The organism is Pantoea rwandensis, assembly GCF_000759475.1.
Classification (GTDB): domain Bacteria; phylum Pseudomonadota; class Gammaproteobacteria; order Enterobacterales; family Enterobacteriaceae; genus Pantoea; species Pantoea rwandensis_B.
Genome location: NZ_CP009454.1, coordinates 2,927,473 through 2,945,694, shown reverse-complemented (window position 1 = coordinate 2,945,694; position 18,222 = coordinate 2,927,473). Strand labels below are relative to the sequence as shown.

The 18,222-nt window shown below is 53.3% G+C and carries 21 protein-coding genes and 1 pseudogene; 12 read left to right on the top strand and 10 right to left on the bottom strand.

Going from position 1 to position 18,222, the window contains the following annotated elements; genetic code table 11:
- Positions 1-157: 157 nt before the first annotated feature.
- Positions 158-247, top strand: a complete 90-nt coding sequence (locus LH22_RS20620; protein ID WP_097119278.1) for a YnhF family membrane protein — start codon at positions 158-160, stop codon at positions 245-247.
- An 88-nt stretch (positions 248-335) separates the two neighbouring features.
- Here the strand turns inward: LH22_RS20620 and LH22_RS13395 are convergent, their stop codons facing one another.
- Positions 336-1,121 carry a C40 family peptidase gene (locus LH22_RS13395; protein ID WP_038647286.1) on the bottom strand — a complete coding sequence of 262 codons (786 nt, stop codon included), beginning with the start codon at positions 1,119-1,121 and terminating at the stop codon, positions 336-338.
- Positions 1,122-1,485: 364 nt separating this feature from the next.
- Between LH22_RS13395 and LH22_RS13390 the strand changes: the two genes are divergently transcribed.
- The gene (locus tag LH22_RS13390) at positions 1,486-1,821 is read left to right on the top strand and encodes a Grx4 family monothiol glutaredoxin (RefSeq protein ID WP_197079559.1); all 336 of its coding nucleotides are present in this window, start codon (positions 1,486-1,488) and stop codon (positions 1,819-1,821) included.
- Between the two features lie 82 nt (positions 1,822-1,903).
- Here LH22_RS13390 and rnt read toward each other — a convergent pair whose 3' ends face one another.
- The 5 genes from rnt to eptA all read right to left on the bottom strand — a co-directional run bounded on the left by rnt (position 1,904) and on the right by eptA (position 6,619).
- Positions 1,904-2,572, bottom strand: a complete 669-nt coding sequence (gene rnt / locus LH22_RS13385) for a ribonuclease T (protein ID WP_038647282.1) — start codon at positions 2,570-2,572, stop codon at positions 1,904-1,906.
- A 108-nt stretch (positions 2,573-2,680) separates the two neighbouring features.
- The gene (gene gloA / locus LH22_RS13380; RefSeq protein WP_034821634.1) at positions 2,681-3,088 is read right to left on the bottom strand and encodes a lactoylglutathione lyase; all 408 of its coding nucleotides are present in this window, start codon (positions 3,086-3,088) and stop codon (positions 2,681-2,683) included.
- Between the two features lie 109 nt (positions 3,089-3,197).
- On the bottom strand, positions 3,198-4,295 hold the full coding sequence (locus tag LH22_RS13375) for an alkene reductase (RefSeq protein ID WP_038647280.1): 1,098 nt from the start codon (positions 4,293-4,295) through the stop codon (positions 3,198-3,200).
- A 50-nt stretch (positions 4,296-4,345) separates the two neighbouring features.
- On the bottom strand, positions 4,346-4,942 hold the full coding sequence (locus LH22_RS13370) for a TetR/AcrR family transcriptional regulator (RefSeq protein WP_038647277.1): 597 nt from the start codon (positions 4,940-4,942) through the stop codon (positions 4,346-4,348).
- 39 nt (positions 4,943-4,981) lie between these two features.
- Complete coding sequence (gene eptA / locus LH22_RS13365) at positions 4,982-6,619, bottom strand: phosphoethanolamine transferase EptA (protein ID WP_038647275.1); 1,638 nt, start codon at positions 6,617-6,619, stop codon at positions 4,982-4,984.
- Between the two features lie 227 nt (positions 6,620-6,846).
- On the opposite strand from eptA, the gene LH22_RS20285 reads away from it, so the two are divergent.
- From LH22_RS20285 to LH22_RS13350, 4 genes are all read left to right on the top strand, one after another.
- Positions 6,847-7,086: a DUF1289 domain-containing protein gene (locus LH22_RS20285; protein WP_071845620.1), complete on the top strand. Its 240-nt coding sequence runs from the start codon at positions 6,847-6,849 to the stop codon at positions 7,084-7,086.
- A gap of 65 nt (positions 7,087-7,151) precedes the next feature.
- The gene (locus LH22_RS13360; RefSeq protein WP_038647273.1) at positions 7,152-8,048 is read left to right on the top strand and encodes an aldo/keto reductase; all 897 of its coding nucleotides are present in this window, start codon (positions 7,152-7,154) and stop codon (positions 8,046-8,048) included.
- Between the two features lie 81 nt (positions 8,049-8,129).
- A complete protein-coding gene (gene sodC, locus LH22_RS13355) occupies positions 8,130-8,648 on the top strand; it encodes a superoxide dismutase family protein (protein WP_034821608.1) in 519 nt (172 codons plus the stop codon).
- 134 nt (positions 8,649-8,782) lie between these two features.
- Positions 8,783-9,250, top strand: a complete 468-nt coding sequence (locus LH22_RS13350) for a hypothetical protein (protein WP_038647270.1) — start codon at positions 8,783-8,785, stop codon at positions 9,248-9,250.
- Here the strand turns inward: LH22_RS13350 and LH22_RS13345 are convergent, their stop codons facing one another.
- Genes LH22_RS13345 through LH22_RS13335 form a run of 3 tightly spaced genes read right to left on the bottom strand, consistent with a single transcriptional unit; the run spans position 9,251 to position 12,359 of the window.
- Positions 9,251-11,251: an FUSC family protein gene (locus LH22_RS13345; protein WP_038647268.1), complete on the bottom strand. Its 2,001-nt coding sequence runs from the start codon at positions 11,249-11,251 to the stop codon at positions 9,251-9,253. It lies immediately after the preceding gene.
- A gap of 7 nt (positions 11,252-11,258) precedes the next feature.
- Positions 11,259-12,116 carry an efflux RND transporter periplasmic adaptor subunit gene (locus LH22_RS13340; RefSeq protein ID WP_038647266.1) on the bottom strand — a complete coding sequence of 286 codons (858 nt, stop codon included), beginning with the start codon at positions 12,114-12,116 and terminating at the stop codon, positions 11,259-11,261.
- Positions 12,117-12,122: 6 nt separating this feature from the next.
- On the bottom strand, positions 12,123-12,359 hold the full coding sequence (locus LH22_RS13335; protein WP_038647264.1) for a DUF1656 domain-containing protein: 237 nt from the start codon (positions 12,357-12,359) through the stop codon (positions 12,123-12,125).
- 152 nt (positions 12,360-12,511) lie between these two features.
- Here LH22_RS13335 and slyA point away from each other — a divergent pair, with 152 nt between their 5' ends.
- Positions 12,512-12,949 carry a transcriptional regulator SlyA gene (gene slyA / locus LH22_RS13330; protein ID WP_038647262.1) on the top strand — a complete coding sequence of 146 codons (438 nt, stop codon included), beginning with the start codon at positions 12,512-12,514 and terminating at the stop codon, positions 12,947-12,949.
- A gap of 41 nt (positions 12,950-12,990) precedes the next feature.
- Here slyA and slyB read toward each other — a convergent pair whose 3' ends face one another.
- Positions 12,991-13,458: an outer membrane lipoprotein SlyB gene (gene slyB, locus LH22_RS13325; RefSeq protein ID WP_034821586.1), complete on the bottom strand. Its 468-nt coding sequence runs from the start codon at positions 13,456-13,458 to the stop codon at positions 12,991-12,993.
- Between the two features lie 285 nt (positions 13,459-13,743).
- Here slyB and anmK point away from each other — a divergent pair.
- From anmK to pdxY, 5 genes and pseudogenes are all read left to right on the top strand, one after another.
- A pseudogene (anmK, locus tag LH22_RS13320) lies at positions 13,744-14,865 on the top strand (anhydro-N-acetylmuramic acid kinase).
- A 10-nt stretch (positions 14,866-14,875) separates the two neighbouring features.
- Positions 14,876-15,205, top strand: coding sequence for an MliC family protein (locus LH22_RS13315; RefSeq protein ID WP_038647260.1), 330 nt, complete (start codon positions 14,876-14,878; stop codon positions 15,203-15,205).
- A 14-nt stretch (positions 15,206-15,219) separates the two neighbouring features.
- Positions 15,220-15,876 (top strand): pyridoxamine 5'-phosphate oxidase, encoded by a 657-nt coding sequence (pdxH, locus tag LH22_RS13310; protein ID WP_038647258.1) that lies wholly within the window; start codon positions 15,220-15,222, stop codon positions 15,874-15,876.
- 139 nt (positions 15,877-16,015) lie between these two features.
- A complete protein-coding gene (tyrS, locus tag LH22_RS13305; RefSeq protein ID WP_038647256.1) occupies positions 16,016-17,290 on the top strand; it encodes a tyrosine--tRNA ligase in 1,275 nt (424 codons plus the stop codon).
- A gap of 54 nt (positions 17,291-17,344) precedes the next feature.
- Positions 17,345-18,205, top strand: a complete 861-nt coding sequence (gene pdxY / locus LH22_RS13300) for a pyridoxal kinase PdxY (protein ID WP_038647254.1) — start codon at positions 17,345-17,347, stop codon at positions 18,203-18,205.
- Positions 18,206-18,222 lie beyond the last annotated feature (17 nt).

Below are 18,222 nucleotides of genomic sequence, written 5' to 3'. Positions count from 1 at the left end.
AAATCACTTCAGCAGGCTGTAAATACAGCATGCGCAAAATCAGTTGCGCAACGAAAGGCGGCGATTCTAGCAAGCCAACGCGGATAAGACGAGATTTTTGCCCACCGCTGTGCGAAAATTGTTTTAACCATAATAAATGTGTGACTAAGGAGTAGTGATGAGTACAGATTTAAAGCTGGCGCTAATGACCACGGTTGGCGCACTGTTGATGATTATTGCGTTTAGCTTCACTGCCATTCTTCATTGATTCAAAACGCATCAATAAAAAAAGCCGGCACTGATTAAGCGTCCGGCTTTTTTTGTGGCGAGAGCCACAGGATGTTGTTGCGCAACAATTAGCGAATAGTTTTTGGTGTCATCATACGGCGCGCACCCACATAGTGTTTCTGCCAGTAGTCTTCGCCTAATGCACTAATTTGAATGTCTTTACCGGTGCGTGGAGACTGGATGAATTTACCGTTGCCGAGGTAAACGCCCACATGGTCGGCAGTCCCGCGATTATTGATGCGGAAGAATACCAAATCCCCTTTCTCCAGCATCTCACGCTTAATAGGTGCGGCATCGTGCAGGTGATACATCTCATTCGCCGTGCGCGGGAATTTGTATTTCACCAAATCCTTATACGCGTACCACACCAAACCACTGCAATCGAAACCGGTATGAGGTGAGGTGCCCCCCCACTGGTAAGGCTTGCCCAGTTGTCCCATCAACTTCGTCATCGCGGTTTCGCGTGCCTTTTGGTAGCGCAGGCGGTGGGATTTACTCATCTTGATACCGGTGAGTCCCTGAACGTCATCGTCCATATCAGGGGACTTTTTCGCGAGACGTTGATGGCCATACTTTTTCAATGGCGACTTCAGCAGGGATTTTTTGCGGCTGGATTTGTTTAAGGCGGTTTCGGTTTTACTCTGCTTTTTCAGCTTGAGCTTCTGCACGGTAGTCAGGCGAGACTTTTTAGCCGTTGTTTTAACCGGGCGTCGCTTGCGGCGCTCATCTTCGCGCGCACTTTTTTTCTCGGCGTTATGCAAACTGGCATTAATCGGGGCATGCTGGGAAGCAGAAGCCACGTTAAAGAACAGTTGGGCAAAAGCCAGTATGAAAAGCGTAATCAGTAAACGCATAGTCCGGTTACAGGTTAAGCAGTCTGGCAAAAAGCAGGCTGCGGCAGAGTAAGAGAAATCTGATCAACGATCAGCGCCGAAGCAATTCTAATCCACTTTTTTTCCAAAAGGTAAGGCCTTTTTCCATTAATCTGTTACCAGGCAGATAATGTCGCTAAATTGAGCGATTTCAGCTGTTTAACGCAGCGAAATTATTGCTAATTATTAATTTGTTCATGCTTATTAATGATAGGAAAATGTTATCTATCCTGTTTGCACTTAACAAACATGGCGATCAGCCGGTCGGTAACGCAAAATCCCGTTTTCAGTGTGGGGCTGAAGTCGCTACAATAAACAAACACGAAGTGAAGGATTAAGGAAGGCAATAATGAGTACTGTTGAAAAAATTCAGCGCCAGATCGCAGAAAACCCGATTCTGTTATACATGAAAGGTTCTCCGAAACTGCCAAGCTGCGGTTTCTCTGCACAGGCTGTGCAGGCGCTTTCTGCCTGTGGTGAGCGCTTCGCGTATGTTGATATCCTGCAGAACCCGGATATCCGCGCTGAAATGCCGAAATTCGCTAACTGGCCAACCTTCCCGCAGCTGTGGGTCGATGGTGAGCTGGTGGGCGGTTGCGACATCATCGTTGAGATGTTCCAGCGTGGCGAATTGCAGCCGCTGGTAAAAGAAACCGCTGAGAAATATAAAGAAGCGGAATAATTGCGAAGGCCGACAAATGTCGGCCTTTTCTTTGAAGATCTATCGTTCAATCAGCCAATCAGCCAATCAGCCAATCAGCCCATCAGGCAGAGCCGTCGTCCTCCGTCTGTTCTTCACTGAAAGCCAGCGGCCAACCTCCCAAACGTTTCCAGCGATTGACCAGCTCACAGAACAGCGTGGCTGTTTGTTCAGTGTCGTAGAGCGCCGAGTGCGCCTGTGTGCTGTCAAACTCCATTCCTGCGGCTTTACAGGCTTTCGCCAGCACGGTTTGTCCCAATACTAAACCGCTCAGTGCTGCAGTATCAAAGGTCGCAAAAGGGTGGAAGGGATTTCGCTTCAGGCTGGCGCGTTCGGCCGCTGCCATCACAAAATTCAAATCGAAGGTGGCATTGTGCGCCACGATAATCGCGCGATTGCAGCTATGATCTTTGGTGCCTTTACGTACCATCTTGAAAATGGCATGCAGCGCCTCGTACTCGCTTACCGCACCACGTAAAGGGTTGGAGGGATCGATGCCCGTAAACGCCAGCGCCGCAGGATTGAGGATCGCGCCTTCGAACGGCTCAACGTGAAAGTGCAGGGTTTCATCACGGTGTAACCAACCGTCCTCATCCATTTTAAGCGTGGTCGCTGCAATTTCCAGCAGCGCATCGGTTTGCGCGTTAAAGCCGGCAGTTTCGACGTCAATAACCACAGGATAAAAACCACGGAAGCGTTGATGAAGAGCGTTTAAGGCGTTCGATTCAGACATCAGGATCTCATAGCAAGAAATGGGGCAGCGCGCATTATGGCAAAAATTACGGGAGGGTGCAGCAGGAGAGGGAAGTCAGCCTGCAAATTAGCAGACTGACTAACGGCATCAATGACCGAGGCCGTGACCAGCGTGTTTGTTTTCGATCAGCTCGATTTTGTAACCATCGGGATCTTCAACAAAAGCAATGATGGTGGTGCCGCCTTTAACCGGACCGGCTTCACGCGTTACGTTGCCACCGACACTGCGGATACGTTCACAGGTCTCTGCAACGTTATCGACGCCCAGCGCAATATGGCCATAAGCATTGCCGAGGTCATACTTATCAACGCCCCAGTTGTAGGTCAATTCGATCACCGCGCCTTCACTCTCTTCGGTGTAACCCACGAAAGCCAGGGTGTATTTGTATTCGGTGTTTTCGCTTTGACGCAGTACGCGCATGCCCAGCACACGAGTATAAAAATCGATAGAACGTTGCAGATCGCCAACGCGTAACATGGTGTGAAGTAAACGCATAACATCCTCTTTTGAAAAGTCATCAGGGAATGACAAAGACTAGCAAGTATAGCCAGTTAATGCCCTGAAGAAACAGCACTGCCGCACATCCGGTGCGGCAGCCAGGTTCTTACAGGGTTGGGTAATCCGTATAGCCCTCAGCGCCGCCGCCGTAGAAGCTTTCCGGGCGCTGTGGATTCAGCGGTGCGTCTTGCTGCAGACGCTCAACCAGATCCGGGTTAGCAATAAAGTCGCGACCAAAGGCCACAGCATCGATCAAGCCGCGCGCAATCAGATCGTCGGCTTTTTCAACGGTGTATGCACCCGCACCGATGATCACGCCCGGGAACAGCGCACGAACTTTAGCACGGAAAGCATCGCTGTAAGGCTGGCCACCGGCCCAGTCTGGTTCGGAAAGGTGCAGATACGCCAGGCCACGCTGCCCCAGTTCGGAGATGTACCACAGCGCTGCTGCTTCTTCGTCTGCACCATTTTCCAGATTCTGGAAGGCACCAATTGGCGAAATACGGATGCCGATACGATCGGCAGACCAGTTCGCAATCGCCGCATCCACCACTTCCAGCGCAAAACGACCACGCTTTTCGATCGACCCGCCGTATTCATCGGTGCGCTGGTTAGAACCCGGTGCCAGGAACTGATGCATCAGGTAGCCGTGGGCAGAATGCAGTTCCAGCAGGTCGAAATCAGCTTCACGCGCGTTCGCTGCCGCCTGGCCGAAATCTTTAACGATCTGCTGAATTTCCGCCACGCTCAGTTCACGTGGTAGTGAGGTGTCTTCACGGTAAACGGTGCCATCTTCAGCACGCAGTGAAGTACGAGTACCAGCAGCAATAGCTGAAGGCGCTACGGGCGCTTTGCCTTCAGGCTGAACGCTGTTGTGCGAAATGCGGCCGGTGTGCCACAGTTGCACCGCGCTGTGCCCCTTCGCGGCGTGAATGCTTTCGTTGATCACTTTCCACGCGGCGATTTGCTGCTGAGTATGCAAACCCGGTGCGCCAGCATAACCTTTCGCCTGGAAAGAGATCTGCGTTGCTTCAGTAATGATCAGACCGGCGCTGGCGCGCTGCTGATAATATTCCGCCATCAGCGGAGTAGGAATGTCGCCAGGCTCGATGCTGCGCAGACGCGTCAGCGGTGCCATGAAGACACGGTTAGGTACGGTAATCGCGCCCACTTTAAGTGGGGAGAACAGCTGTTTACTCGCCATGATGACTCCTGTAAGTAGACCGGTCGTCTAGAAACTGCGGTTTTTAAAAATCAGTGGCCATTCAGCCACTGTTCAATGGTTTCAAGTGCCAGGCTTATCGGCCCTGGCTCTCGTGAAATTTTGCTTTGTAAACTGGCACCCAGCCATAACAAATAACAGCGCTGGGCCAGTTGCTCAGGCGTTTGTCCATATGGTAGCGCCTGTTCAGCAGCGACCTCACTCAGACAGCGGGCGTAAATTGCGATAGTCGCGCTGGCACCGTGTTGTAACGCATCGCGCATCGGCTCTGACAAATCACACACTTCCGCGGATAACTTGACGCCGAGGCAGCCTACTATATGACCCTGCTCGATAAACAGCGTTGCGCCATAGCGGAAGTGCGCCAGCAAACGTTCCCGTGCCGATAACCCCGGCTGACTTAACTGCTGTTCAATCTGTTGCAGATAGTGAACGAAATAGCGCTCCAGCAACGCGACGCCAAAAGCTTCTTTGGAGCGGAAGTAGTGGTAAAACGAGCCTTTCGGCACTTCCGCCAGCGCCAGCATTTCGCTGAGCCCCATTCCGGTAAAACCGCGTTGCAGACAAACCTGCTCGCCAGTAGCGAGCAGATGTTCACGGGTTTCGTTGCGTTGCACAGTCTTGTTCATGGGCCACACAGTATTAGACCAGTCGGTCTAATGCAAACCTTATCCGGCATTTTGGCACGATCTGATCATGTCCAGTTGCGGTTGGTACTCTTGTGTCTGGATGTTGAACATGCCCAAAACCGTATGGAAAAGATTGTCTTGCGACACTTTCTCACTCGCAGCCTGCTGGCGTAAACAGGACTCATTAATGTGGAACGCCGACGCATAGCCGGGTGACATCCACATCAGCAGTGGGATGTGCGTCTGCTGTGAAGGGGCAAACAGATAGGGCGCACCGTGAAGATACATACCATGTTCACCCAATGATTCACCGTGATCCGAGAGATACACCAATGCGACGTTAAAGCGATCGCTTAATGCTTTGAGTTTATCAATGGTGCGGCTCACCATATCGTCGGTATACAGCAAAGAGTTGTCATAGGTGTTTACCAGCGCCTGATGATCGCAATCCTGAATCTGGTTGCTATCGCAGGTAGGCGTGAAGCGACGAAATTCTGCCGGATAGCGCTGATAATAGGCCGGGCCATGGCTGCCCATTTGATGCAAAACGATGATTCCGTCATTGTGCAGGCTGTCCACGTAGTGATCAAAACGATGCAGCAGAACATCATCCAGACAGAAACCATCGTGACAATATTGCGACAAATTCCACTTCGTCATATCCGTGTGCGGCACGCGATCGCAGGCACCTTTACAACCGCCATCGTTTTCACGCCACAGCACGCTCACCCCGGCATGTGCCAGAATATCGAGTACGCCTTCCTGATGATGGGCCAGATTGGCATCATAATGTTCACGCGGCATATTAGAGAACATGCAGGGTACGGAGATGGCCGTTTCCGTGCCACACGAACTGGCATCGGGATAGTAGATAACCTGCTGCTTTTTCAGCTCAGGGTTGGTTTCACGTGCATAGCCGCCAAGAGAAAAGTTCTCAGCACGTCCGGTTTCGCCTACCACCAATACCACCAGCGTTTTCTTCGGTTCAGCCGCGATCAGCGGGCCTTTTTTGGCATCCTGGCCAATTTTGACCAGCGCCTGGCTGCCTTGCAGATAACGCTGATCGACGTAATGACCGGTGCCGCTGACGATATTGGCTGGGGTGATCATCTTCACCAGCCCTTTATTGTTACGAATGAGCGAGGCGTAATCTTTGTAGAACAGCACCGCCATCAGCAGAATCAGCAGAATGGCGCCCAACGCCCCGGCCAAACGTTGCAGCAGGCTCCACCACCAGCGTTGTCCGGTTTTAATCCGCACCATGCAGATGGCGGCGACGGGCACCAACCCCATCAAAATCATCCACACCACGTAGCTGCTGCTGATCAGCGCACCGGCCTCCTGAGCATCCGATTCAAACACGTTTTCAATCATGTTGGTGTCGATCACCGTGCCGAAACTGTGCATAAAGTAGTTAGCGGCGGCGCTGACCAGCACCAATAGAATCAGCAGCGGCTTGCGCGCATAGGGCCATGCCAGCAGTGAGAAAATCAGATAGAAAGCCGAGGCCAAAACCACCGGAATGCTGGCCGCAAACAGATAATCGTGCAGGCGATCGTAAGGGATAATTTCCCATGCGCGTAGCAGAAACAGGGCGTTGAGCACGAAGGTAAAAAACAGGGCGGCAATCAGATTAAAACTGCTGGTGTGGCACTGTAACTTGTTCGGGAATTTCATGAAAACTCAATGGCTGGATGGAATGTGACAATCGTATGAATACAACATGAGGAAAACCTTAACGCTTATTAAACAGTACCCAACCAAAGGTTTCTGCGCTGGCTTCAATGGTAAATATCCGTTTCCGTGGCAATAGCTGGATGAAATGTGGGCGAACTGCGTATACGCTTTGCACAATGTCACTATGCTGTTATCAATATGAAGTTTGTTGTTAAACCGGAGTGGATGTGGCCGAGCAATTAGAGTTCTTCCCTGTTCCCAGCCCGTGTCGCGGCATTTGCCAGAGTGACGCACGGGGCTACTGTCGTGGCTGCCTGCGAAGCCGTGAGGAGCGTTTTAACTGGATGAAGTTTACCGATACGCAAAAACGCGATGTGCTACGGCTTTGTCGCCAGCGTTGGTTGCGCCTGCACCGGCAACAAAAAGTCGATGAAAATCATGATCCGGAACAACCCTCCCTGTTTTAAGAAAACGATGATTTGCCTTTCCGTTATACTCCCAGATTCGCTTTTGTGTTCAAGGGAGTTAACCGATGTTACAACCGCAAACGATCGCCCCGCAGGGACCTCAATTTTCACCGTTGATCGTCGGATACTGGCGTCTGCTGGAGTGGGGCATGACGCCGCAGCAGTTGGTCGCTTTTATCGAGCATCATCTGTCGTTGGGCATCACCACGGTCGATCACGCTGATATCTATGGTAACTATGGCTGTGAAGCCGCCTTTGGTGATGCGCTGCGCCTGGCGCCCGCGCTGCGTGAAAAACTGCAGATTGTCACCAAGTGCGGCATTGCGACGCGTGCTAAGCCTGAACATAAAATCGGCCATTACATCACCGAGGCCAGCCACATCTTGCACAGCGCAGAAAATTCGCTGCGTTACTTCAACACCGATTATCTCGATCTGCTGCTGATCCATCGTCCGGACCCATTAATGGATGCAGATGAAATTGCCGAAGCCTTTATGGCACTGCATCAGAGCGGCAAAGTGCGTCATTTTGGGGTATCGAACTTTACCGCCTCCCAGTTCACGCTGTTGCAATCACGTTTGCCGTTCAGCCTGGTCACTAACCAACTGGAAATCTCGCCATTGGAGCAATCAACGTTGCTCGATGGCACGCTCGATCAATGCCAGCAGGTGCGTATCCGTCCAATGGCCTGGTCATGTTTAGGGGGCGGGCGCCTGTTTAACGATGCGCAATATCAGCCGCTGCGTGATGAGCTTGAGCGGGTAAAACAGGAAATCGGCGCGAGTAGCATCGAACAGGTGGTGTATGCGTGGGTGATGAAATTGCCAAGCCGGCCATTGCCCATCATTGGATCCGGTAAAACCACGCGCGTCAGCGAAGCGGCAGGTGCTTGCCAACTCACGCTTGACCGTCAGCAGTGGTTCCGCATTCGCAAAGCGGCGATCGGTTTTGATGTGCCCTGAAGCGTAAAACTACGTCAAATTACGGCAGCCTGGTCCATTCCGGTCCAGGCTTACAAAGCATTTCAACCGTAAGGAGACGTTATGAAGAAAATCCTCATCGCCACGCTGGCGTTGGTTTGTGCTGCTGGGGCACAGGCCGCCTCTGAAGAGGTGACCTTGCATGAGGTCACCGCACAGGGTATCGGGGCAGCCATTGGTAAAGTCACTATCAGTGAAACGCCGTATGGTTTGCAGTTTGCTCCCGCGCTGACGGGCCTTAAACCGGGTATCCACGGTTTCCATGTGCATGCCAAAGGCAGCTGTGAGCCCGGGCAGTCGGATGGCAAAACCGTTGCGGCCGGCGCAGCGGGTGGGCATCTGGATCCACAAAATACCGGTAAACATCTTGGACCTTACGCCGATGGCCATTTGGGCGATCTGCCTGCCCTGTATGTCACTGATGATGGCAAGGCCGATTATCCCGTGGTTGCGCCACGAATTAAATCGCTGAGCGAAGTCAAAGGTAAGGCATTGATGGTCCATGTAGGTGGCGATAATCATGCTGACCATCCACAACCGTTAGGCGGAGGCGGTGCCCGATTTGCCTGCGGTGTGATTTAACGTTATGGACGGCAGGCCATCTGCCGTCTGCCTCTTTTCAATGCCGGAAAAATTCTGACCCACTTTCCCGCTTCACTCCGCGCGATATCCGTCCTAGGATGTTGATTCAGGAATAGAACCTCTCAGGGGCAGGAATGAAAACGCGTGGGATTTTGCTGTTATGTGTATTACTCGCGGGATGTGATCAACCCAACGAAACGCAGTTGAGATTAGATACCAGCCGCCAGTTACAGCGCACCATTGACACCAACCCACTGCGTGCAAGTTGCGAAGATATCGCCCGCGGTCGGGAATGGCTGACCCCGCACACGCTTGAGCGTTTACAGGCGCAGGGTTGTCAGAATGTGTTGCGCAGTGCCACTGAAACCAATTTCCTGCACACCGAATTTTTTCATCGTTCGTTAACCACCGTGTGTGGCTCAATCCGCGGCAAAAGCTTCACCGGTACGTTTCTCGATCGTCGCTTTATCTATTCGTATGAAGAGCGATACCTGGTGATTGAGCCGATGACCGAGCAAGATAAAACTCGTTTTGAAGGGCACAAAACCTTGCAGCAGCTGCAGGACGATTTCAACCGTCAGACCACGCAGTATTGCCAGTAATCAATCCGGCACCGCCTGACTCAGTTGCGCCAATGAGCAGCGCAGACGCCATAAAATGCCCGCCAGTGTATTGGCCTCGCTATCAGGCTGCTGCTCAAGTTGCGCAATCATACCCTCCAGCTCATCGAGTGTGGCCTGCAACGAGGTGTGGCGCACGCCGCGCAGGCTCATAATCCGTTGTAAATCCTGCAAGCTACTATCGCGCATTTGCGCCAGAGTGCCTGAAGCGGGTCGCCATTCGCGTAATTGCCAAACGATGTGAGAACAGTTGAGCAGTACCACGCCCCAGCGCAGCAGCCAGACACGCGCCTGTTCATCACGACTATTGCTCAACTGACTGATGTGATGATAAATCTGCGATTCAAAGTGGCTTTCGCTCCTGCGAGGATGTCGTCGCAGCTGGTCCAGAAACGCATCACGTAACGCGCGAATATGCCGACGGCTGCGGCGTGCATCGGAGCTGGGACGCAGTATCTGAAAAGCCATCCATGCCAGCAGTACGCCACACACTTTTGCCAGGTTATCATTGAGGAAGCTTTGATAATCCCAGTCTGGCGGATCGGTGACGGCAATAAAGGAACCCATAAAAACAATAAATTGCCCCCACATTCCCGCGCGTTTTTTCTGCTGTAGCTTAAACAGTTGCAAGGTCATCAGCAGCGGAAACAGCACCAGCAGAAATTGCCACAGAGCGCTGATCTGCACCATCAACCCGTATTGTAATAAAAAACTGAACAGCGACAGCCACAACAGGGTTTTCAGCAGCAGTGATACGCTGCCGCTGGGAGAAGGTGCGGAAGAGTAAAGCACGCAGGCAATGGCCGTCAGCGTTAATGCTGCCGCGCCTGCATCCCATTGCGTGCCAATCCAGAATGCGCAGCCCAGCATGATGACGCTGAAAGTGCGTAACGCACTCCAGCCGGCCTCGGCGCTGTCACTTTCACGTGCCAGTGAGGGCACTTTCGGGGGTTGAAAGCGTGTATCGGCATCAGCGCGTTCAATCAAACGTATCCAGCGATTGACGTTGAGGTAAACCCAACAGAAGTAGCGCAGACGCTGAACAAAGGCGCGCTGACGATAATCGCCGGTGGCTTCTGGTGTCACGCTGCGCAATATCCGCGCCAGGCGATATTTATCACACTGCGGTAATGCCAGTTCATGTAACAACTGCTGAATGGCGGTGTAGAGTTCCGGGGGCGCGTCCGGCCAGTTAAGCAGCATGCGGCGCAGACTGGAGAGGACACTGGTCAACCGTAACTGCTGGTGCAAAACGTAATTAAGCACGTTGTTCTGACGGCGATAGCGGTAGTGGCTCCAGAATGCCTGAATACGCAATAGGTTCATGGTAAGAATCTGGCTGATGACATTCTCATGTGCGGTGCGTACGTTGTCAGTACTGCTTTGCTGCAACAGTAACACCGCATGATCGAGCAGACGGGCGTGCATTTGCCGCAGTGAAGTCATCAAGGTGTTGCCATCTGATGTACTGGGCAACACCATCATCATCAGCCCGGCACAAAGAATCCCTGAAATCACCTCGCAAACACGCGCCTGAGTGATATCCCACAACTGGGTGACATCGGTAATGTTCACGCTGCTGAAGGCGATAATTGCAGCCGTGTACCCGGCCAGTGAGAAGGCGTACGCGACGTTGTTTTGATAGTGGTTGGCGATCCAGGTACAAAACGCCAGCCAGCCGGCCATGAAAAAGGCAAACAACCAGGGCTCGTTGAGCGTATGCCCGGCAATCAGCAGTGCGGCAGTGGCACCGAGCAGGCTGCCCACAATTCGGCCCAGGCTTTTACTGATCGCCCCGCCCACGGTCGGGAAACTCACCACGGCAGCGGACGTCATCGCCCAATAAGGTTCATCCAGTTGCAGCGCGTACGCGATCGTCAGTGCCAGGCACATCGCAATCGCATTACGCAAGGCATAACGCCATTGGCCGCCGGTTGCTTTAATCCACGGCAGATTTTGCCAGGCCAGCCATTGCAAATTCATGACGGCCTCAATGCGCGATGGAAATCGTGCAGGTGGTACCCGCCACCAGCGGAACATCATCCGGTATGGCTGCTAATCGAATGCGCACCGGCACGCGCTGTGCCAGACGCACCCACGGCACATTGGGTTTAATGTCCGGTACTAATCCGCTGTCCGTCGCAACGCTCTGATCGTAGATGGCGCGCCCGATGCTCTCGACTTTGCCCTGTAAGCGAGCACCGTTGCTGTAGAGCACGATTTGCGCGTCTGCGCCGGGCTGAATGTGACGCAGTTTGGTCTCTTCGAAGTAGCCCATCACATAGTAGGAGTGACTATCTACCAGTGCGAACAGCGGCGTTCCGGCAGTGGCGTAGTTACCGGGACGCAGCGTCAGGTTGCTGATCCAACCGTCGGTGGGCGCGGTCAGGGTAGTTTGTTGCAGATTCCAGCGCGCCTGATCCAGACTCGCCTGCGCAGCTTTAGCGGTGGCTGCGGCGGCGTTCGCCGTCAGTCGCGCCGCGTCCATATCTTCTGCTGAGATCACATTACGTGGCAGGCTGGCACGGCGATTGGCCTCATGTTGAGCTTTAGCCAAATCGGATTGGGCCTTCGCCAACTGGGCATCCGCATTATCGAGGGCGATTTGCCAGGGAACGGGATCAATCTTCAGTAAGGTGTCACCTTTATGTACAAACTGGTTGTCTTGTACCTTCAGATCAATGATGCGTCCTGAGACTTCAGGAGTGATATCCACCAGCTCCGCGCGTACTTTGCCATCACGCGTCCACGGTGATTGCATGTAGTAGTTCCACATCCACCAGCCGGCAATCAGGGCCAGGGCAAACACCACCAACGTTGAAAAATATTTAAAAGGGTTGAATTTCATGGTGATTTATCCGAGGCTCAGTATCCACAGTGCGCCCGTGACGCACAAAACAAACAGGGAAAGATCCATCAAGGTGGGATGCCAGATGTCGCCGGAATACATCCAGCCGCGCAGCAAGGGGTGAATCAGTAACCAGAAAAAGAATCCCAGCAGCACAGCTTTAAACAGCGGCGGAAAGAACAGCGAGGCACCGAATACCAGGTCGGTTAGCGGAGCAGTGGCGGAAAGTGCGGTTATGGACACGTGTCTTCATCCTTCATTGTCCCAGGTTCTCTCTCAAACTAGCGTAGAAGAGAGCGTGCCGTCTGGCCTGGGATTTGTAATTTGTCCTGTAAACTCGCAGAATAGTGTAAAATCTGGCTTGATAGCTAGCAAGCTAATTATAAGGAGATGAAATGGATACGCCCCTCGGTACAGACCTGTCTCGGCTGGTACGCATCTGGCGTGCCTTGATTGACCAGCGTTTGAAGCCGCTTGAGTTGACACAAACGCATTGGGTGACGTTACACAATATTCATCAACTTCCGCCAGAGCAGTCGCAAATCCAGCTGGCAAAAGCCATTGGTATTGAACAACCTTCATTAGTGCGTACGCTGGATCAGTTGGAAGAGAAGGGATTAATTACGCGTGCCACCTGCGCTAACGACCGTCGTGCCAAACGCATCAAGCTGACGAAGCAGGCCGAGCCGATTATCGAGCAGGTTGAAAATGTGATTGATGCTACCCGCGATGACATCCTCTCAGGCATCAGCCTCGAAGAGATTAATCAAATGGTCATGCTGATTGCTCGACTGGAAAAAAACATTCTCGAGTTCCAGAACCGCGAGAAATAAAAAAACCGACGCGCTGGCGTCGGTTTTTTTTATCTGTTCGCTTAGCGTGGTGAAACGGTCACCTGGCTGCCATTCGACGCCATGACGACGCGCTGACCCACTGAGTAACGGGTTGCGGCCTGCTTCTGCACCACCATGATGGTGTTGCCATCGTCTTTACGGATTTCCAGCTCAACACCGTCAGACTTGTTGACCGCACCCTGCACGCCCTGGCCTGCTACGCCGCCGAGTACTGCACCACCTGCCGTAGCCAGACTACGACCGGTACCGCCACCAATGGTGTTACCGAGGAAACCACCCAGTACCGCACCACCAATTGCGCCAATCACGTTATTTTCATCGCCACCCTGGATTTTAACCGGGCGAACCGACACCAGAGTACCGTATGAGACACTTTGTACTTGTTTGGCTTCATTGGCGCTATACACATCACCGGAAAGGGTGTCATTGCTGACACAACCTGCCAGCGTTAGGCCGGTCAGTGCCACGGCTACAAAACGCTTAATCATCAGAAAGCTCCTTAATGCAAAAAAACGCCATGTTCTCGTCCTCTACAGCAAGAGTATAAGACAGAAAGCTGGCAATTGACTCTATGTCCAAATAATACGCGGCTGAGGCGAAGGATAGACCATTGCCCCTCAACAAAAATTCAATTTCGTGCTGAAAATATTTTATCGCTGAAATGCCGTGTGCTGTGCGGTTGAAAAGCGGAATTTTATCATAGAATTAGCCGCTGATATTTGCCAGGCTAAACAGAATCATATTGCAGACTCGCGCGTGGGTAAGGAACCGCTATGAAATCAGGACGCTATATTGGTGTGATGTCCGGCACCAGCCTCGACGGGGTAGATGTCGTACTGGCGGTCATTGATGAGCATATGGTGGCGCAGCAGGCCAGCTATTGCCACCCGATGCCGCAGGAAATTCGTCAACAGGTGCTGGCGATCTGTCAGGGTCAATCGCTGACCCTGTCGCAACTGGGTCAGTTGGATACCCGACTAGGCAAACTGTTTGCAGAAGCGGTGTTAACGCTGATGCAGCAGCAATCGCTGTAAGCCAATGACATCATGGCCATCGGTTGCCATGGGCAGACCGTGTGGCATGAGCCGCAAAGCGACGCCCCGAATACGCTACAGATTGGGGACAGCAATCACATCGCCGCAGCCACGGGGATTACCGTGGTGGCCGATTTTCGTCGTCGCGACATGGCCTTAGGCGGACAAGGCGCGCCACTGGTTCCCGCTTTCCATCAGGCGCTGCTGATGGACAGCGTTGAACGGCGTATGGTGCTCAACATTGGCGGTATTGCCAATCTGTCATTATTGATTCCCGGCCAGCCGGTGCGAGGGTTTGATACCGGGCCTGGCAATATGCTGATTGATGCCTGGATTTGGCGCCATAAGGGCTTGCCCTATGATAAAGATGCCAGCTGGGCGCGCAGTGGTCAGGTCGTACCTGCACTGCTGGATGAAATGCTTAACGATGCCTGGTTCGCGCTGCCGCCACCGAAAAGTACCGGTCGTGAATATTTCAATCTCGGCTGGGTTGAACGTCAATTGCAGCGTTTCCCGGCGCTGGCATCGCAGGATGTGCAGGCCACACTCAGTGAACTCACCGCCCTGACCATTGCCCAGCAAGTTCAGCTCAATGATGGCTGCGATCGCCTGCTGGTGTGTGGTGGCGGCAGTCGCAACCCATTGCTGATGGCACGGCTGGCGGCGCATTTGCCGGGAACAGAAGTGGGGACGACGGATGACGCCGGGATCAGTGGTGATGATATGGAAGCGTTGGCCTTCGCCTGGCTGGCGTTTCGCACCTTGTCCGGTTTGCCAGGCAATTTGCCTGCCGTCACCGGTGCACGGGAAATGAGTGTATTGGGTGCCATTTATCCGGCGAATGCCCGATTGACACGTTAAGGAGTGAAAGATGAAAAAAATCGTTATCCTGTTGAGCTGTGTCGTCACGATGAGTGGCTGCGGCATGATGCACAAAGAGCAGCCGACACCACAGACATTGCGCTATCAGTGCGGCACGTTACCGTTAACGGTGACACTCGACAATCCGAAGCAGCAGGTTAGCTTTATTCTGGATGGTAAACCGCTCACCTTAACCCAAACCGTATCGGCCTCGGGCGCGCGTTACAGCGACGGCACTTATGTCTTCTGGTCTAAAGGCAATGGCGCTTTTGTTGAGCGTAATGACAAAATCGTGATTAATGACTGTGAATTGCAAAATGCGGATGCGTCCGCCCAGTAACGAAGAGAATCAGCATGAGCGACAGTGACAGCTTGCAAAACATTGCCCATTTACGTCGTGAGTACACGCGCGGCGGGCTTAGACGTAACGATCTGCCAGACAATCCGCTGGCATTGTTTGAACATTGGCTCAAGCAGGCGTGCGATGCCCAACTGCCCGATCCAACAGCAATGACCGTCGCCACCGTTGACAGCAGCGGCCAGCCTTATCAGCGTATTGTGTTGCTGAAACATTACGATGAACAAGGCATGGTGTTTTACACCAATCTGGGCAGCCGCAAAGCGCTGCAGCTGGCGGACAATCCGCGCATCTCGCTGCATTTCCCATGGCACTTCCTTGAACGCCAGGTGATGGTGTTAGGGGAAGTGGAAAAACTGTCGCCACAGGAAGTGCTGAAATACTTTAGCAGCCGTCCGCGTGACAGCCAGATCGGCGCCTGGGTGTCGAAGCAGTCGAGCCGAATTTCAGCGCGCGGCGTGCTGGAAGGCAAATTCCTCGAGCTGAAGCAGAAATTCCAGCAGGGTGAGGTGCCTTTACCCAGTTTCTGGGGCGGATATCGCGTTAAATTCCACACCGTGGAGTTCTGGCAGGGCGGCGAACATCGCCTGCACGATCGCTTCCTCTACCAGCGTGAAGCCGATGGCTGGACTATTGACCGTTTAGCCCCGTAAAACTGCGTTTTACCCCCTTTCAACGCTGGCGCAGTTGGCGTCAGCGCTTTATGCTATAGCCCTCATTTTTTTCGTATCCGCATCTCAGCGGAAAGCTGTGTACCAGCCTAGGTGCAGTCTGATCAATTTGGAGTCAGTGATGACCAGCAGTAACCTGATACAACAATTGCAAGAAAGGGGCTTAGTCGCCCAGGTAACGGACGAGGAAGCGTTAGCAGAGCGACTGGCGCAAGGGCCAATTGCACTCTATTGCGGCTTCGATCCGACCGCTGATAGCTTGCATTTGGGCCATCTGGTGCCGCTGCTCTGCCTGAAACGTTTTCAGGACGCCGGACACAAGCCGGTCGCGCTGGTGGGTGGTGCCACCGGTCTGATTGGCGATCCCAGCTTTAAAGCAGCAGAACGTAAACTCAACACCGCTGATACCGTGGGCGAGTGGGTTGAGAAGATCCGCAACCAGGTTGCGCCTTTCCTCAGCTTCGACTGCGGCGATAATAGTGCTATCGCAGCGAACAACTACGACTGGTTTGGCGGCATGAACGTGCTGACCTTCCTGCGTGACATCGGTAAGCACTTCTCGGTGAACCAGATGATCAACCGCGAAGCAGTGAAGCAGCGTCTGAACCGCGAAGATCAGGGTATTTCTTACACCGAGTTCTCCTACAACCTGCTGCAGGGTTACGACTTTGCGGAACTGAACAAGCGTTACGATGTGGTGCTGCAGATTGGCGGTTCCGACCAGTGGGGCAACATCACGTCAGGTATCGATCTGACGCGCCGTCTGCATCAGCAGCAGGCATGGGGCTTGACCGTTCCGCTGATCACCAAATCTGATGGCACCAAATTCGGTAAAACCGAAGGTGGCGCAGTGTGGCTCGATGCGAAGAAAACCAGCCCATACAAGTTCTACCAGTTCTGGATTAATACCGCCGATGCTGACGTCTATCGCTTCCTGAAGTTCTTCACCTTTATGAGCATTGAAGAGATCAATGCGCTGGAAGAAGAAGACAAGAACAGCGGTAAAGCGCCACGCGCGCAGTATGTGCTGGCCGAGCAGGTGACGCGTCTGGTGCACGGTGAAGCCGGTCTGACAGCCGCTAAGCGTATTACCGACAGCTTGTTCTCCGGCAGCCTGACCGAGATGACTGAAGCGGACTTCGAACAGCTGGCGCAGGACGGTATGCCGGTGATCAATCTGAATGCAGAAGATGACCTGCAACAGGCGTTGGTGGCGGCAGAGCTTGTGCCTTCGCGCGGCCAGGCTCGCACCATGATCGGTTCCAACGCCGTTTCTCTCAACGGTGAAAAACAATCTGACGCCGAGTATCGTTTCAGCGACAGCGACAAACTGTTTGGTCGCTTCACGCTGTTGCGTCGCGGTAAAAAACACTACTGCCTGATTAACTGGCAGTAAGGTTCGAGGGCCGGTTTCCGGCCCTTTTTTATGGCAAGGCAGTACAGGGCAATAATGAAAAATATCCTCGCAATCCAATCACATGTGGTTTACGGCCACGCCGGTAACAGCGCCGCCGAATTCCCGATGCGTCGTATGGGCGCAAACGTTTGGCCGTTGAACACCGTACAGTTCTCCAATCACACGCAATATGGTCACTGGACCGGCACTGTGATGCCTGCCACGCATCTCACCGACATTGTCAAAGGCATTACGGCGATTGACCGTCTGAAGACCTGTGATGCAGTGCTGAGCGGTTATTTAGGGTCTGCAGAGCAGGGCGAGCAGATTCTGGAGATCGTGCGTCAGGTGAAAGCCGCCAACCCGAACGCCTGGTTCTTCTGCGATCCGGTGATGGGCCATCCCGAGAAGGGCTGCATCGTGGCGCCTGGCGTTGCGGAATTCCATTGCAAGATGGCGATGCCGGCCAGCGATATCATCGCACCGAATCTGCTGGAGCTGGAAATGCTCAGTGGCCATGAAGTGGCAAATGTTGAGCAGGCGGTAGTGGCGGCACGCGCGTTAGTGGCGCAAGGGCCGAAAGTGGTGCTGGTGAAGCATCTGGCGCGTGCTGGTCGTCGCAGCGATCGGTTTGAAATGCTGCTGGTCACCGCTGATGAGTGCTGGCACATCAGCCGTCCGCTGGTGGACTTTGGCGTCCGTCAGCCGGTGGGCGTGGGCGATTTGACCAGTGGTTTACTGCTGGTCGATCTGTTGCACGGCAAATCGTTGCAGGATGCGCTGGAGCACGTTACCGCAGCGGTTTATGAAGTGATGCTGAAAACCCATGAGATGGGCGAGTACGAGTTGCAACTGGTCGCGGCACAGGACGCGATTGCGCAACCGACTCAGCACTTTGCCGCCGAGAAGCTGTAAAGCGTACACCGCGCAGA

Coding starts and splice junctions, on each gene's coding strand:
- LH22_RS20620 (WP_097119278.1), top strand. CDS start 158: ATGAGTACAGATTTAAAGCTGGCGCTAATGACCACGGTTGGCGCACTG.
- LH22_RS13395 (WP_038647286.1), bottom strand. CDS start 1,121: ATGCGTTTACTGATTACGCTTTTCATACTGGCTTTTGCCCAACTGTTC.
- rnt (WP_038647282.1), bottom strand. CDS start 2,572: ATGTCTGAATCGAACGCCTTAAACGCTCTTCATCAACGCTTCCGTGGT.
- gloA (WP_034821634.1), bottom strand. CDS start 3,088: ATGCGTTTACTTCACACCATGTTACGCGTTGGCGATCTGCAACGTTCT.
- LH22_RS13375 (WP_038647280.1), bottom strand. CDS start 4,295: ATGGCGAGTAAACAGCTGTTCTCCCCACTTAAAGTGGGCGCGATTACC.
- LH22_RS13370 (WP_038647277.1), bottom strand. CDS start 4,942: ATGAACAAGACTGTGCAACGCAACGAAACCCGTGAACATCTGCTCGCT.
- eptA (WP_038647275.1), bottom strand. CDS start 6,619: ATGAAATTCCCGAACAAGTTACAGTGCCACACCAGCAGTTTTAATCTG.
- LH22_RS13360 (WP_038647273.1), top strand. CDS start 7,152: ATGTTACAACCGCAAACGATCGCCCCGCAGGGACCTCAATTTTCACCG.
- sodC (WP_034821608.1), top strand. CDS start 8,130: ATGAAGAAAATCCTCATCGCCACGCTGGCGTTGGTTTGTGCTGCTGGG.
- LH22_RS13350 (WP_038647270.1), top strand. CDS start 8,783: ATGAAAACGCGTGGGATTTTGCTGTTATGTGTATTACTCGCGGGATGT.
- LH22_RS13345 (WP_038647268.1), bottom strand. CDS start 11,251: ATGAATTTGCAATGGCTGGCCTGGCAAAATCTGCCGTGGATTAAAGCA.
- LH22_RS13340 (WP_038647266.1), bottom strand. CDS start 12,116: ATGAAATTCAACCCTTTTAAATATTTTTCAACGTTGGTGGTGTTTGCC.
- slyA (WP_038647262.1), top strand. CDS start 12,512: ATGGATACGCCCCTCGGTACAGACCTGTCTCGGCTGGTACGCATCTGG.
- slyB (WP_034821586.1), bottom strand. CDS start 13,458: ATGATTAAGCGTTTTGTAGCCGTGGCACTGACCGGCCTAACGCTGGCA.
- LH22_RS13315 (WP_038647260.1), top strand. CDS start 14,876: ATGAAAAAAATCGTTATCCTGTTGAGCTGTGTCGTCACGATGAGTGGC.
- pdxH (WP_038647258.1), top strand. CDS start 15,220: ATGAGCGACAGTGACAGCTTGCAAAACATTGCCCATTTACGTCGTGAG.
- tyrS (WP_038647256.1), top strand. CDS start 16,016: ATGACCAGCAGTAACCTGATACAACAATTGCAAGAAAGGGGCTTAGTC.
- pdxY (WP_038647254.1), top strand. CDS start 17,345: ATGAAAAATATCCTCGCAATCCAATCACATGTGGTTTACGGCCACGCC.